Source organism: Bradyrhizobium sp. USDA 4541, assembly GCF_024171085.1.
In the GTDB taxonomy this organism is placed as follows: Bacteria; Pseudomonadota; Alphaproteobacteria; order Rhizobiales; family Xanthobacteraceae; genus Bradyrhizobium; species Bradyrhizobium australafricanum.
In genome coordinates this window covers 8,495,403-8,508,702 of record NZ_JALJZF010000001.1, presented here as the reverse complement: position 1 = coordinate 8,508,702, position 13,300 = coordinate 8,495,403, and the positions used below count along the sequence as shown (strand labels likewise).

At 61.3% G+C, this 13,300-nt stretch carries 9 protein-coding genes and 3 pseudogenes; 6 read left to right on the top strand and 6 right to left on the bottom strand.

Annotated features, from left to right (window positions below):
* Nucleotides 1–108: 108 nt before the first annotated feature.
* Complete coding sequence (locus tag J2R80_RS40510; RefSeq protein WP_253640642.1) at nt 109–1,134, top strand: pectinesterase family protein; 1,026 nt, start codon at nt 109–111, stop codon at nt 1,132–1,134.
* A gap of 676 nt (nt 1,135–1,810) precedes the next feature.
* Here J2R80_RS40510 and J2R80_RS40505 read toward each other — a convergent pair.
* Nucleotides 1,811–2,455, bottom strand: coding sequence for an NEL-type E3 ubiquitin ligase domain-containing protein (locus J2R80_RS40505; protein ID WP_309143815.1), 645 nt, complete (start codon nt 2,453–2,455; stop codon nt 1,811–1,813).
* 209 nt (nt 2,456–2,664) lie between these two features.
* On the opposite strand from J2R80_RS40505, the gene istA (J2R80_RS40500) reads away from it, so the two are divergent.
* Both istA (J2R80_RS40500) and istB read left to right on the top strand, forming a co-directional pair.
* On the top strand, nt 2,665–4,167 hold the full coding sequence (istA, locus tag J2R80_RS40500) for an IS21 family transposase (protein ID WP_176937289.1): 1,503 nt from the start codon (nt 2,665–2,667) through the stop codon (nt 4,165–4,167).
* Nucleotides 4,164–5,006, top strand: coding sequence for an IS21-like element helper ATPase IstB (gene istB, locus J2R80_RS40495; RefSeq protein WP_076832955.1), 843 nt, complete (start codon nt 4,164–4,166; stop codon nt 5,004–5,006). Before istA (J2R80_RS40500) ends, istB begins: the two co-directional genes overlap by 4 nt.
* A 75-nt stretch (nt 5,007–5,081) precedes the next feature.
* Here istB and J2R80_RS43885 read toward each other — a convergent pair whose 3' ends face one another.
* Complete coding sequence (locus tag J2R80_RS43885; RefSeq protein ID WP_375162673.1) at nt 5,082–5,282, bottom strand: NEL-type E3 ubiquitin ligase domain-containing protein; 201 nt, start codon at nt 5,280–5,282, stop codon at nt 5,082–5,084.
* The gene (locus tag J2R80_RS40490) at nt 5,267–6,328 is read right to left on the bottom strand and encodes a hypothetical protein (RefSeq protein WP_253640640.1); all 1,062 of its coding nucleotides are present in this window, start codon (nt 6,326–6,328) and stop codon (nt 5,267–5,269) included. The genes J2R80_RS43885 and J2R80_RS40490 overlap by 16 nt, the downstream gene beginning before the upstream one ends.
* A gap of 750 nt (nt 6,329–7,078) precedes the next feature.
* Here J2R80_RS40490 and nopM point away from each other — a divergent pair.
* Nucleotides 7,079–8,830, top strand: coding sequence for a T3SS effector NEL-type E3 ubiquitin ligase NopM (gene nopM, locus J2R80_RS40485; RefSeq protein WP_253640639.1), 1,752 nt, complete (start codon nt 7,079–7,081; stop codon nt 8,828–8,830).
* A gap of 928 nt (nt 8,831–9,758) precedes the next feature.
* On the opposite strand, the pseudogene J2R80_RS40480 reads toward nopM, so the two are convergent.
* Nucleotides 9,759–10,151, bottom strand: a pseudogene (locus J2R80_RS40480) (ATP-binding protein); the annotation flags it as partial.
* Nucleotides 10,117–11,031 (bottom strand): annotated as a pseudogene (istA, locus tag J2R80_RS40475) (IS21 family transposase); the annotation flags it as partial. The pseudogenes J2R80_RS40480 and istA (J2R80_RS40475), both read right to left, overlap by 35 nt.
* Before the next feature lie 176 nt (nt 11,032–11,207).
* Between istA (J2R80_RS40475) and J2R80_RS40470 the strand changes: the two are divergent.
* Together J2R80_RS40470 and J2R80_RS40465 are read left to right on the top strand one after the other, a co-directional pair.
* Nucleotides 11,208–11,444 (top strand): TIGR02301 family protein, encoded by a 237-nt coding sequence (locus tag J2R80_RS40470; RefSeq protein ID WP_375162634.1) that lies wholly within the window; start codon nt 11,208–11,210, stop codon nt 11,442–11,444.
* 253 nt (nt 11,445–11,697) lie between these two features.
* Nucleotides 11,698–11,925: pseudogene (locus J2R80_RS40465) on the top strand (sigma factor-like helix-turn-helix DNA-binding protein); the annotation flags it as partial.
* 266 nt (nt 11,926–12,191) lie between these two features.
* Here J2R80_RS40465 and J2R80_RS40460 read toward each other — a convergent pair.
* Entirely contained in the window at nt 12,192–13,244 is a 1,053-nt protein-coding gene (locus tag J2R80_RS40460; protein ID WP_253640638.1) for a hypothetical protein, read from the bottom strand.
* Between the last annotated feature and the right edge of the window lie 56 nt (nt 13,245–13,300).

Below are 13,300 nucleotides of genomic sequence, written 5' to 3'. Positions count from 1 at the left end.
TTGCCCGCAGGTTCTGGTTCGGCGAGGAAAGTATCGACGATCCGCGGGCTGTCCGCGTCGGTGCATCGAGTGCGTCCGCGCCGCAAACGCGACCAAGGGTAAGATCAAATGCAAATATTCCTGATGGCCGCCGCGCTTCTGGCTGGATATTTCTGTCTCCCGGCAGCATACGCCGAGGCATTATTGGTGTCGCATGCCGCAAATGCAGACTATCACTCCCTGCAGGAAGCCATCGACGCGTTGCCGGCGCAAGGCGGGGATATTCGGATCGCGCCGGGGACCTATCGCGAGAAGGTCAAGACCTCAAAATCCGGTATTCATATCTTGGGGACTGGCGACAAACCGGAGGATACTGTCATTGTGTATGGCGACGGCGCGATCAATGCGGGAGGAACCGCGCGTTCGGCCACACTGGATGCCGCTGGCGATGACTTCCGGCTCGAAAATCTGACCATCCAGAATGACTACGCCCTCAATCCGGCCAATCCCCCCTCGCAAGCAGTAGCGCTGTCAGTTACCGGAGACCGGGACGTCATTACGCGCGTCCGCCTGCTCGGCGCCCAGGACACCCTGTTTGCCGGCAAGGGACCGAACGGCCGAATGTCACGACAATACTTCTCGAAGTGCTACATCGAGGGGCATGTCGATTTTATATTCGGCAACGCCAAGGCCTGGTTCCGGCAATGTGAGTTGCACGGCATCGCCAACCAAGCGGTCATCTATACCGCTCAGAGCAAGGCAGCGCCGGATGAGGACAGTGGCTATGTTTTTGATCATTGCAGGCTAACTGCCGACCCTATTGCGGGCTATATCGCACTTGGCCGCCCTTGGCGCCCCTACGCCACAGTGGTTTTCCTGTTCGCGAAGATAGATGCCCCCGTGATCGCGGAAGGGTGGCGCGAATGGACGCCCGGTAAGACCAATACGTTGAGGACAAGCTATTATGCTGAATACAGATCCTTCGGCGTCGGGGCCAACCCCTCAGGCCGCGAGCCTCACTCCCATCAATTGACAGATGCCGCAGCTGCGAGATGGTCGCTAAGCGTGTTCTTCGGAGGCGCCACAGATTGGGTGCCAACGAACCATCACGATGGAACACAGAGCAGCGTTCAGGGCGAAGGGCTTCGACGGTGATCCTCGGATGAATGACGGGAGGAGAGCCTAATTGTCGTGGAGAGTCTTGTACAGCAACCCACTGGTGCCGCGGTCAAACCGATAGAAAGGGGCCGGCGCGACGATCTCATCGGTTCGCGGTGCGCCCACATGCGTCCGCGCCAGCTCGCAGATCATCCTTTCCTTTTGGCGGCTCAGTGTCGGCAAGCGCTGCGGACCGTCACGTCAGCGCCGTCGTCATTGCTCGAAATGGCTGATTTGCTTGTTCTTCTCCCTGCGCACATCTGCGGACAACGAAGTGAGCTGATGCTGCGCGGCTATCTTCGCTCGGCCGGTGATGTTCAGGGCCATCGTAGCTTAGCCAGTAGCGGTCGGCTCGGTCAGTCGATACCGCGAGGCAACTACGGTGGAGTCCGACGTTCTTCGATCCTGGATCGGGAGCCATACAAAGACGCGTATCTTCTCTATGATTTCGGCAATTCGCTCTATCCATGCGGCCCTCGGGGGTAGCGGCCGAGGACATCCGCATCATCGCGAGATCGGCCATCGGACACCGATGGATGAATCGAGCAACGCCGGTGCTTAGATCGGCGTTCCTCAGCACTCGCTGCGCATCACGCGAATCTCTCGGCGACCCACCGCCGCACCAGAGGGAAACTGCAACAGGACTTAGCAGCTTTCTGCAGCAAAAGCCGATTTACAGTTTGAGGCCGTGATCATTGAGCACCTTGTCTCTGAGGGCGCCCTTGATCTCACGGGCGATTTCCCTACGAACTGCGGCACCCAACGCTAGCTTGGCGTCCTCGACAAGGTCAGCTTCGACCCCGATCAAACCTTTGTCGGTGAGCTGTTGCTGCAGCCGCATGGCGAACTCCGGCCCCATTGCAGCAATGAGCTCGTCGTGCGCCGTGGCATGGTCTTTGGGGGCGATGTGACGCACAACGTCGTCCCAAGGTTGCCAGTCCACCGCCAAATAGTCGGCGAATTCCGTCGCCTCCCTCTCCCGCACGGATGCCTCTGCGCTATCAACGTCAGCGTCGGTGACGCCGGAGACTTCAAAGAAGCGCATGTTCGGCGCGACGTGTTGCAATCCCAGTCGCTCGCGGAGCTTATTTTGATAAGCAAGAAAGACCTCAATGGCGTCGATGTCTTCGACGTTGTTGCCCGAGCCTAGCGAGTGAACCTTCTCGCGCGCAATTCTCTCCAGCGCGTCCAGGCGAAACATGACCCGCCCCAGATCGATGAGATCGGGAAGCCGAGCCTTGTTGTTATAGGCGCCGTTCTCGACGTCTGCGATGAGCCGTGCGGTCTGCATGCCGTTCCAAGTCTGCGCGGCGGCGATCAGGGTGAGACTTCAGCGACAATCAAGGTGAGACTGCGCCGATGGGGGCGGACCGAAGGGAGGGCGTAGCCCGACCGGAGGACCGTCCCCATCGGCGTCGCGCGTTTTTGGACCCGTCTGGCGGCCGGGTGCGGCTGGTGCAAGCTGTTGATTCGTCTCGACAAGAGGGAATCGATGCCTTGCCTGGCCTCCACATCACCGACCACCAGATGAGGCTGTACATGACCTACCGACAGACACTGTCCCCCGAGGCCGCCGCGGCCAAGGCGGGGTTCTCGAAGGCAAGCGCGTATCGAATCGAGGGCGATTGTCGCCCGCCATCGCAGAAGAAGACGCCGAGGGGCCGGCGCCGGTCCGATCCGCTCGCGCAGTATTGGGAGGCCGAGATCGTTCCGATCCTGAAGGCTGCGCCCGGCATCCGCGTGATCGGCGTGCTGGACGAGCTGCGCCGACGGCATCATGACCTGAACCCGAACATCCGCCGCACGCTGGAGCGGCGCATCAACGCCTGGCGGGCGCTCAACGGCCCCGAACAGGACGTGATCTTCCGCCAGCAGCACGAGCCCGGCCGCCTGGGTCTGTCCGACTTCACCGACGTGAGCGCGCTCGGTATTACCATCGCGGGTGAGCCGCTCGGTCACCGGCTCTATCACTTCCGGTTGGCGTTCTCCGGCTTCGAGCATGCCCATGTCGTGCTCGGCGGCGAAAGCTTCGTCGCCCTGGCGGAGGGCTTGCAGAACGCGCTGTGGGCGCTTGGCGGCGTGCCGCGGGAGCATCGCAGCGACAGCCTGTCGGCAGCGTTCCGCAATCTGGCCGCCGACGCACGGGAGGATCTGACGCAGCGCTACGCCGGGCTGATGGGCCACTATGGCATGGCGCCAACGCGCAACAATGCGGGCATCGCACATGAGAACGGCTCGATCGAGAGCGCGCACGGCCATCTCAAGCGGGCACTGGAAGATGCGCTGTTGCTGCGGGGGACGCGCGACTTCGCCAGTCTCGATGCGTACCGGGCTTTTGTCGACGAGATTGTCGGCCGGCGCAACGCCAACCTCGCCAAGCCGATCGCGCTCGAGAAGGAGGCATTGGCGCCGCTGCCAAAAGGCCGCACGACCGACTTCGAGGAGAAAGTGATCCCGGTGACGTCGTCAGGCGGCTTCATCCTGCGGCGCGTGTTCTACACCGTGCCTTCAAGATTGATCGGCCATCGCCTGCGTGTGCGCATCTTCGACGACCGGCTCGAATGCTTCCTTGGCGTCACACCGGTCGTGACGCTGCGGCGCGGTCGGCCTGTGTCCGAGAGCCAGGGCGGTCATGTCGTGGATTACCGGCATGTCATCCATGCCCTGCGGCGCAAGCCGATGGCGCTCCTCAATCTCGTTTATCGCGACCAACTCTTCCCGCGTGCAGCTTACAAACGTCTGTTCGAGACCTTGCGGGAGCATGGTGATGACCGGCGCGCCTGCAAGGTGACGGTCGAGCTTCTGGCGCTGGCTCACGAGCGCGCCTGCGAAGCAGACCTCGCCGAGGCGATCGCGATGGATCTGGACGCCGGACAGTTACCCGATCTTGCCGCGCTGCGCGACCGCTTCCGGCCCGAGGCGGCCTCGATCCCGCGTGTCGCCGTCAAGCTGGCGCCGCTCGACGTCTACGATGAACTCGCCTCCGTCAGCGTCATGTCGGGCCGCTCGAACCTGGGAGAGGCAGCATGACCGGTATCGCTACCTCCGTCGATGCTGCCCGTGTCGAGCTGCTTCTCAATGAGCTCCGCCTGCCGGGCGTCAAGGCGATCTGGCCGAAGCTCGCCGCACAGTCGGACAAGGAAGGGTGGCCTGCCGCCCGCTTCCTCGCCGCCCTTGCCGAGCACGAGGCCGCCGATCGCACCCGCCGTCGGATCGAGCGACACATGGTGGAAGCGCGTTTGCCTGCCGGCAAGACGCTCGCAACCTTCGACTTCGAAAGCGTGCCGATGCTATCAAAGGCACAGGCGATGGCGCTCGCCGCCGGCGACGCCTGGTTGAAGGCCGGCGCCAATTTGCTCTTGTTCGGTCCACCGGGCGGCGGCAAGACCCATCTCGGCGCGGCGATCGGCCTGGCTCTCGTCGAGAACGGTTGGCGCGTTCTCTTCGCGCGAACCACTGATCTGGTGCAACGGCTGCAGGTCGCGCGGCGCGAGCTGGCGCTGGAGTCCGCGATCGCCAAACTCGATCGCTATGACCTCCTGATCCTCGACGACATCACATATGTGAGCAAGGATCAGGCGGAAACCAGTGTGTTGTTCGAGTTGATCGCCGCCCGCTACGAACGACGCTCGCTGCTGATCACGGCCAATCAGCCATTTGGCGAATGGGGGCGTATCTTCCCGGACCAAGCAATGACGTTGGCTGCCATCGATCGTTTGGTCCACCACGCCACGATCCTCGAGATGAACGTCGAAAGTTACCGTCGAAAAGTTGCCCTCGATCGCAAGCGCGGTCCAGGCCGGCCGCCTGTTCACACTACCCCAAACGAACTCGACAAGACTTTAATTGACGCTGGCAGCGCCGCTTGATTGTCGCGCAGCGTCAATCAACGCTTGCCAAGTCGACGGCCAGCGTCAATTATCTCCTGACTCGGCCGCCTCGTCTCATCTTGATTGACGGGCCGCTCTCATCCTGATTGTCGCGCTATACCAAGTCAAAGTTCGGCGATCCTCGCAGCTCTGGTTGGCGTCCAGGGCCAGTTGGAAGTAGCGCTTGCACAATTGCGGGTCTTTCGCCGCCTGCCGCAGATCATCGGCGACCGACTGGCGGAATTCTTCATTACCAGAGTTCACGGAGTCGAACAGTTTGCCAAGGAAGAGCGTGTATTCCCGGGCGCCCGGCTCTTCAGCAAGGCCCTGCTAGCTGCCAGCACCTCTCGATCAGCCTCCTGTGGATTGCCGCGGAGCCAGTCTGCGACCTTTTCGATGAGAGCATCGGCCGGCCCATCGTCCGTCCCGGACGATTCACTCTCGTCATCGCGCGAAAGGTAGACGGTCGGACCGACATAGTCATCGGCGTTAAGTATTGTATCCAGATTCGCTAACACCTGCTCGGGCAACGGATTTTCAGTCAGATCTATCCTGCCATCAGCGCGAAACTGCGTCAGCAGGTCCTCGGGCAAACTCGTCAACTGGTTTTGGCTGGCATCGAGCAACTCAATTGAAGCAGGAAGGGCCTCCGGCAAACGCGTGAGTTGGTTTTCGCGGACGTCGAGAAACTGGAGCATGGCAGGAAGGACCGCCGGCAGATTCGTCAACTGGTTGTGGCTGGCGTAGAGAGACTGGAGCGAAGCAGGGAGGACCTCGGGCAGATCTAGCAACTGATTGTGGCTGAGGTCGAGAAACTCCAGCGCAGCAGGTAGGACCTCAGGCAAGCTCCTCAGCCGGTTGAAGCTCGCGTCGAGGCCTCTGAGCTCGGTTGAAAGCGCAGGCAAGCTGGTCAGTTGATTGGCACTGACGTTTAGACGCCGGAGCGAAGCAGGGAGGCTATCAGGCAGAGTGGTCAGCCGGTTGAAGGGCAGATCAAGCACAACGATGGCGCTCGGAAGTCTAGGCAGGCTTGTAAGGGACAGCGATTCAAGATTCAGTGTAACGGCCTCACCGATAGCATTCACTCGGCGTACCGCTTCCTCCCGATCCTCGAGCGGGCCTACCTCCGGTTCAGCAGCCCAATTCTCAAGCACCTCCTCTTCGTCGTCCTCTGCATGGGCTGAGTGCCCGGAGTTTGCTGCGTAGCCGGTCACGACTGCGTTCCACTGCGCCGCCGCTCCGTTTTGCCCGCCCTCTTGTCCGGAAGATGCAGAAGGGATGCCTCCGCCGCGCTGAATCTGTCCTGCCTCAAAAGGATCCATCTCACCCTCCCTACGAAGCTGAGTAGACTCAACCCATGGTGACCTGCTCTAGGACCTAAGATACTTAGCTTTCGATAAGCTGACAGACTATCACCGGAAGGTGGCAACGATGGCATCGAAGCCGGAATGACTGTCGGTGCGACGATTTTGGAACAGTGACTCGATCCCGGCCGAGGGTAGTCATCTCCAGCCTACACGTTTCTGGGGATACCAAGGCGGCAGCGGCTTCAGTATAGAGCCCCAGAGCCGCGATGGCGCTTTAGCTCAACGGCGGCCACCGGAGCCTTTTCGGCCGCGTAGCCGGAAACGACGGGCGGCATGCGGTCCGAACGGGGCAAGTTCAAGGCGCCCCTCTCAGATGCCCCAAGGCAGTCAGTGTCGAGCTGGTCTTTGCGAAGCTTGACCGGTTCACTGCAAGCTGGATTATTTCGCTCACCCCGTGGCAAACGAGCGCCCTTGAGGTTCTGCAGCGACACTTGTCAGCTGATCGACAGGTAGGCCTGTTAACGGCAGATCGCTGCCCCGGGAACGGTCCTACCGGACTTATCTGGTCAACGAAATGGCAGCAAAACTCGCAGCAGCATCGATCCATTTGCCGCGCTTGGACTCGTGTGAACCCGTACCCACTCCGACGGGGCCGTAGAGCACTTCTAGCGGTTATCGAGTGACATTCGCGCTGTGCAACCGCCTGCTTCGCAAGTTCGAGAAGCAGGGGGTGGGGTATTGTTGTTTGTGATGATGGAGAAATTGATGGACGCGGGACGGGCACAGTGGAATGCAGGTTCTTCTTCCTCGGCGCCTTCCGAAGAGGCGGACCAGGAAAGCTACCTCGGCGGCTTCAACCGCGCCGTGGCGAATTTGGTCGAAACCTTGACGGGCTATCGGACCCCGGCTTCCGCGCGCGCGCGGGTCATCGACAACTGGGTTGCCGAAGTGGGGCAGGGCGAGGACGAGAATCGGCGGCAGGGGCGCACACGAATCAGGAATACGGAGAACACAGGCGCGCGCGCGCTGGACTTATCCTCACTCTCGCTGACCGCTTTGCCTACCGCCCTGACGCCAAGATTGCTGGAACTGCGCGCCAGGCATAACGAGCTAAGCAGCCTGCCTGCCATGTTCCCACCCGGTCTCCAGCGTCTTTTCATCAGCCATAATCGCTTGACCAGTTTACCGGACGATCTTCCGGCGACCCTCTCTATGCTGGAGGTCGCCGACAATAGATTGATCGGTCTGCCGGCCAACCTTCCGGCCGCGCTCGAAATCCTGAACGCCAACGACAACCGGCTAACCAGCCTGCCGGACGCTCTCCCGAGCGGGCTCACCTCGCTTGCGGTCGGCGGCAATCAGTTGACCGATCTGCCCGAGTCGCTCCCGTCGCGGCTCATTGAACTCAATGTCAGCAGCAATCAATTGGCCAGCCTTCCCGACCCACTTCCGAGCACGCTCCAGTCGCTCAACGTCAGCGGTAACCAGCTGACCAGCCTGCCTGAAGGGCTTTTAGATGCTCTCGTGCCGATGAATAGCCTTTACTACCCGCGTCTGGAGAGCCCCGAGTTTGGGGATAACCCGCTGCCGGACGACGTACTCGCTCATCTGGCGGCGGCTGAAGCGCCACCACCGCAGCTTGCGCAGCAATCCCTGCATGAGGCTGCGGCACACTGGCTTGCAGACGACCCGGCCGCGCTGGCCGAATGGCAGCACTTTGCGGATGAGCCAGGCGCCCAGGACTATGCACAGTTCCTCGAGAGGCTACGAGGCACTGTGAACTACAGCATTGACGCGTTTCGGCAGGCGGTCGCTAATGATCTGCGGCAGGCGGCTGCCAATGCGGAATTGCGCGAGCAGTATTTTGCACAGGCTTCCGAGGCCAACACCAGCTGCGAGGATCGTGTTACGTTGCACTGGAACGGTATGCAGACGGCGCGCCTCAACGCTGACGTCAAGAAGGGGCTATATGACAACCGGCTTGGCGAACTGATCCAGTGCGGCCGTCTCGCGTTTCGCCTGGAGGCGCTGGACGAGATCGCGCGCGACAAGGTCAACTCGCTTGCTCGCGGCAACCCGAACGTAGACGACGTCGAAGTCTACCTGGCCTATCAACATCGGCTGCGCGAGCCGCTGGAGCTCAGTCACGTCGCCCCCGACATGCACTTCTTGGCGGTCTCTGACGTAAGCGAGGATGATGCGACGAAGGCGTTGGACCTGGTCCGGGAGCTGGAAGCAAGCCAGTTCACCGAGTACATGGCAAGCCGCTGGCAACCCTGGGAGACCGTGCTGGAGCGCATCGCTCCGGACGAACATACCGCGATGCAAGACCGGGTGCACGAAGCCATGGGCGAGGAGTTTCAAAACCGCCTCGGTCAGCGATTGGCCGAGCATGGTCTGCTGGGCGACGCGGATGCCGAGCGGGTGCTTGGAGCCCAGGTCCGAAACGAGATCGCTGGCGAGATCAAACGCGAGGTCATGGACCGTGTGCTCGCAGAGCGTGGCCTCGAACTATGAGGCTCCCAACCGCCACAGAGATGTCTATCATTGCTCTGCGGCGGTACGTAGAGATCGATCGTGAGGCCTCGCCCATCGCTGCCAACGTGCTTTTGCGCTTTGGAAAGTGCGCTGCCGTCGATCTGGGCCTTTCGGTCTTGCCGAGCGACGAAAATCCCGCGCGCGAGGCGAGGGAGGGCGTACGGCCGAAAGCCGCTATGGGACGAGAGCTCCATCGGTGGAAAAGTTGTTGAGAGACCAAGGCGCGCAGCGGTGAAATCATTAGTTCCGCAGGCGCTGCCCCAGCCGACAAGCTCGGTTTGACGAGGCAGCCAACTGTTCGGCAGGTCCATTTGACTTCAGGTGCTTCCCGCGAGTTACATTTTGGCAATCAAGTGGTGGAGTCCAAGCATGCACCGCGTCGGCAGCTTACGATGGACAAACCGTCGTGCAGGTGCCCATTCTGTGCCGGCAGCCGCCTTTCCAGCACCAGCCGCCGCGCCACGTTTCTTGATTCATGGTGAGCCCTGCGGCCGAAACCTGCCCGGCGGTCGCGTTCTTCTCTTCGATCGCCCACAAGCTGGTTGAAATCGACAAAAAGCATCACCTGCGGCCAGGATCACCGACATCGGCATCGGATGAATCGCGCTTCGTCCGCCTTGGCGATGTCGCATTGAGGGGCCATACTAGGAGATTCTTGCGGATTCCGATGATCTCGCCCGGGTGTACCGATTTGATCTCGCCCAGGATTCCGAGATGATCTCGCCCACCATTCCGATTTGATGTCGCCCGGGGCGCGAGGCATTCTGGCTGTTTGGTTTCTGGCTTCGGTGAAGCCGCGGGGGCAACCTTGAATCGCGGCTTGAGGCCCTTCTTCGTCTGCTGTGGGCATGTGGGCAACGCTCTTTGCGTTGTCCAAGCGCAGCGGCATGTCCACAGCGCCACTGGCTCAGGCCTTTCGATCGGGTTTGCGGGTTCGCCGCAGGCTCTCGCCGTTGAGATCGATCCGGTGGGCGTTGTGGACCAGGCGGTCGAGGACGGCATCGGCGTAGGTGGGATCGCCGATCAGCGCGTGCCATTGATCGACGGGGAGCTGGCTGGTGACAGTGGTGGAGCGGCGGCCGTAGCGGTCCTCGAGGATCTCGAGGAGGTCGTGGCGGGCTGCGGCGTCGAGCGGCTCGAGGCCCCAGTCGTCGAGGATGAGCAGATCGATGCGGCCGAGCGCCCGCAGGAGCCGCGGGTGGCGGCCGTCGCCGCGCGCCAAAGCGAGATCGGTGAACAGCCGCGGGACACGCTGATAGAGCACGGAGCGATTGTCGCGGCAGGCCTTGTTGCCGAGCGCCGAGCCGGGTCATTAGCTCGGTGATCGCCGCGTTGACCTCGGCGAGGCTGTGGAAGGTGCGGTGGCGCAGCCGCCCGAGCAGCCAGCGCTCGACCATGAGGACCGCCTGTTCGACCTTCGCCTTGTCCCGTGGCCGTCGCGGCCTGGCCGGCAGAATGGCGGTGCCGTAATGCGCCGCCATGTCGGCGTAGCTGCGGTTGATCTGCGGGTCGTAGAGGCAGGCCTTGATCACTGCGACCTTGGTATTGTCCGGCACCAGCAGCGCCGGCACGCCGCCGATCGCCTCGAAGGCGCCGACGTGGCCGCTGATCCAGTCGGCGAGCCCCTGCGTCCAGGTCGCCTGCGCGTAGGTGAAGCTCGATGCGCCGAGCACCGCGACGAAGATCTGCGCGGCGCGTCGCTCGCCGGTGAACCGGTCGATTACCACCGGCACGCCGTCGCCGGCATAGTCGACGAACAGCTTGTCGCCGGCCATATGCGACTGGCGCATCGTCACCGATAGGCGGCCTTCCCAGGCGCGGTAGAGCTCGCAGAACCGCGAATAACGATACCCGCCGGGTTCGCCCGCGATGTACTCGTCCCACAGGATCGACAGCGTCACATGCTTGCGCCGGAGTTCGCGGTGTACCGCCGTCCAGTCCGGCTCGGCCTGCCGGCGATGGCCCCGCCGGGTGCCGGGACCGGCTCCCGCGCTGGCGAACAGCCGGGCTTCCAGCGCAGCGTCGGTGATGTCGTCGGGCAATGGCCAGGTCAGCCCCGCCGCCTCGAACCGGTGGATCGTCAACCGCACCGTCGAAGGGGCTGTCCCCACCCGCCGCGCAATCTCGCGGGTCGGCATCCCGGCCGACTTCAATCTGATCACATCGCGCACATGGCGCATCGCAAACCTCTCCGTCGGCATCCAGGTCCCCCTTCGCAAAGCCGAAAGGCGGGACCGTATCGGAGCCAGAAGAGGCCTCGTCACCCCGGGTTCGCCCTTGCGATACCCCGGGCGACATCATCCCGGAATGGCGGGCGACATCAAATCGGAACGGTGGGCGAGATCATTCCGGAATCGTGGGCGACATCGAGCGGAATCAGCAGATTCTGAAACTCCTGATGATCAAAGCCTCTCTCGCCGTTGCGATCTTAATCTCGACATCCCTTGCGACGCCCGCCCGGGCGCAGCACGTGGTTGCACCCTTCGATGGCGAGCTGCAGCGATTGGCCGAGATTCTCGGGACCCTGCAACATCTGCGCGGCATCTGCGGCTCCAACGAAGGCGCTAAATGGCGCATGAGATGCAGGAGCTGATCGACGCCGAGACCCCCCGCATCGAGTGTCCAGTTGGTGTCTTGTCGACGCTGACTGCGTGTTTCGGCAATTTCCGGTCAGCAATTTCGCTAATTCGCGGACAGCGATTTCAGTAATTCCGGGACAGGGATTCCGCTAAATCGCGGACAGTTGCGGGAGGTTGGTTTTCGGGAGCGCCGTTCAGGCAATGTGCTCTTTCAAGCTGAGTTTGAGAGGGGCAATGCCGAGACGGAAGTAAGCGAAACGAACCACTGTGAAGGACCTACGATCGATCCTGAGGCTGACGTACGAGCAGGACCTGTCGGTTCGGGAGATCTCGGAACGGCTGCAGATCAGCAAGAGTTCGGTTGCCACCTACCTGCTGCGAGCGCGTGAAGCGGGTTTGAGCTGGCCGCTGCCGCCGATTTACGAGAGCGAGGCGGCCTTGCAGCGAGCCTTGTTCCGGCGGGTCGGGCGCCCCCCGCAGGACTTGTCGGACCCGCCAGTGCGAATGACGACGGGCTGTCGGAGTGCTTCCAGAAGGATGGACCCGCTTCTGGCTGCGCGGATCTGTTCTTGTTGGGAGGCAAGGGCCTCAGATTGGATGCTACCATCGCCGAGCTGCTGCGCACCTGTCGCAAGGGCTATCGGCCGGCGTTCGCAATCATGGTCATCGTAGTCTGCAGAGTGATCTCGAGGAGTCGGTTTCGCGGTCGGCCCTCTGGCGGTTGTTTTTGCCGGACAACCCGTCGATAAGTCCGTCGCTATTCACAAGGTCCTAGTCCGAGGCCATCGGCGCCTTCGAATCCCGGCTCGACCGCCGCCCTGGTCGAACGAAACATCTAGCTGGCGTATATCGCGAATCTTAATTTGATGGTCTTCTACCGAAGTCGCTTTGTTTATGGCCTCCGAGAAGCAATCCGCAAAGAACTCGATGGTTGCGTCGAAGCTAGTTAAGTCCGCGAGTCTATTCCACCCAACGACAAATTTATGGTCGTCTGCAGGGCTATTCCAACGAAGAGAACCATCTTCGATATCCCGCGGCAGGAGCTGGAATGGCCCGTCGACTGTTTGCTCCTTCGAGTTTGCACTGTCTTTTTTGTGTGCTGGGATGTCCAATCCGATCGAGCCGTTCACTGGTGCGTCGAGAACGGCATCCAACCTCACCGGTATTGGTCGATAGAAAAATTCGGTGGTGTAGTAGGCGGCGGCGCTCATGACGATTCCAAGGAGCACAGCCACGAAACCAGCTGCAAGTCCTCGGAAGAAGAGCGGTGCTCGCAGCTGAACGAAGCAAGTATTTGCCGCAATCAGGACTATGGCAAAAAGGAATGCGATGACTAGCGAGCCGAATGCATCAGCGATCACATTCTCTAGTGCGTAATCGAAGGACAGCGTGCTGTAGTGGGCTGCGAAAGCTAGGTCGGTGACAATTAATGCTAGGAAAGCAGACAATGCAGTCGCTACAAAAGTGCTCCGCGCGCCCTTTCGGTTGAACGAGAATGCGACGATGAAGGTGGAGATTAGCAGAAATTGCGGTTGAAGACCGGCCATCAGCCACTGTCGAAGACTTGGAAACCTCGCCAAACCTTCTTGATATGCGGAGCCGTAAATCGAAGGCGAGTCGCTCCGGATCAACGCGTAGAGGTAGGTCTGGATCTCTGGACCGGTACCGACGAACAGCGAAAGACCAATGACCAGACATGCTGTCGAGATCAACCAACCGGTAGCCATCGACGGATTTTGTCTTGCGCGCCGATAGACGTCGCGCAGTGTCAGATGCCAGTTATGTCGCAGCTGTCGCCAAGTGTTCTTCAGCATTCAATTTTTCTCACCAATCCGCGCTAGTGTCTCCGCGGCGCTTGGAAATGCACGCG

What these genes read in the sequence shown, in the direction of transcription:
- J2R80_RS40510 (WP_253640642.1), top strand. Translation starts at nt 109, where the DNA reads ATGCAAATATTCCTGATGGCCGCCGCGCTTCTGGCTGGATATTTCTGT.
- istA (WP_176937289.1), top strand. Translation starts at nt 2,665, where the DNA reads ATGAGGCTGTACATGACCTACCGACAGACACTGTCCCCCGAGGCCGCC.
- istB (WP_076832955.1), top strand. Translation starts at nt 4,164, where the DNA reads ATGACCGGTATCGCTACCTCCGTCGATGCTGCCCGTGTCGAGCTGCTT.
- J2R80_RS40490 (WP_253640640.1), bottom strand. Translation starts at nt 6,328, where the DNA reads ATGGATCCTTTTGAGGCAGGACAGATTCAGCGCGGCGGAGGCATCCCT.
- nopM (WP_253640639.1), top strand. Translation starts at nt 7,079, where the DNA reads ATGGACGCGGGACGGGCACAGTGGAATGCAGGTTCTTCTTCCTCGGCG.
- J2R80_RS40460 (WP_253640638.1), bottom strand. Translation starts at nt 13,244, where the DNA reads ATGCTGAAGAACACTTGGCGACAGCTGCGACATAACTGGCATCTGACA.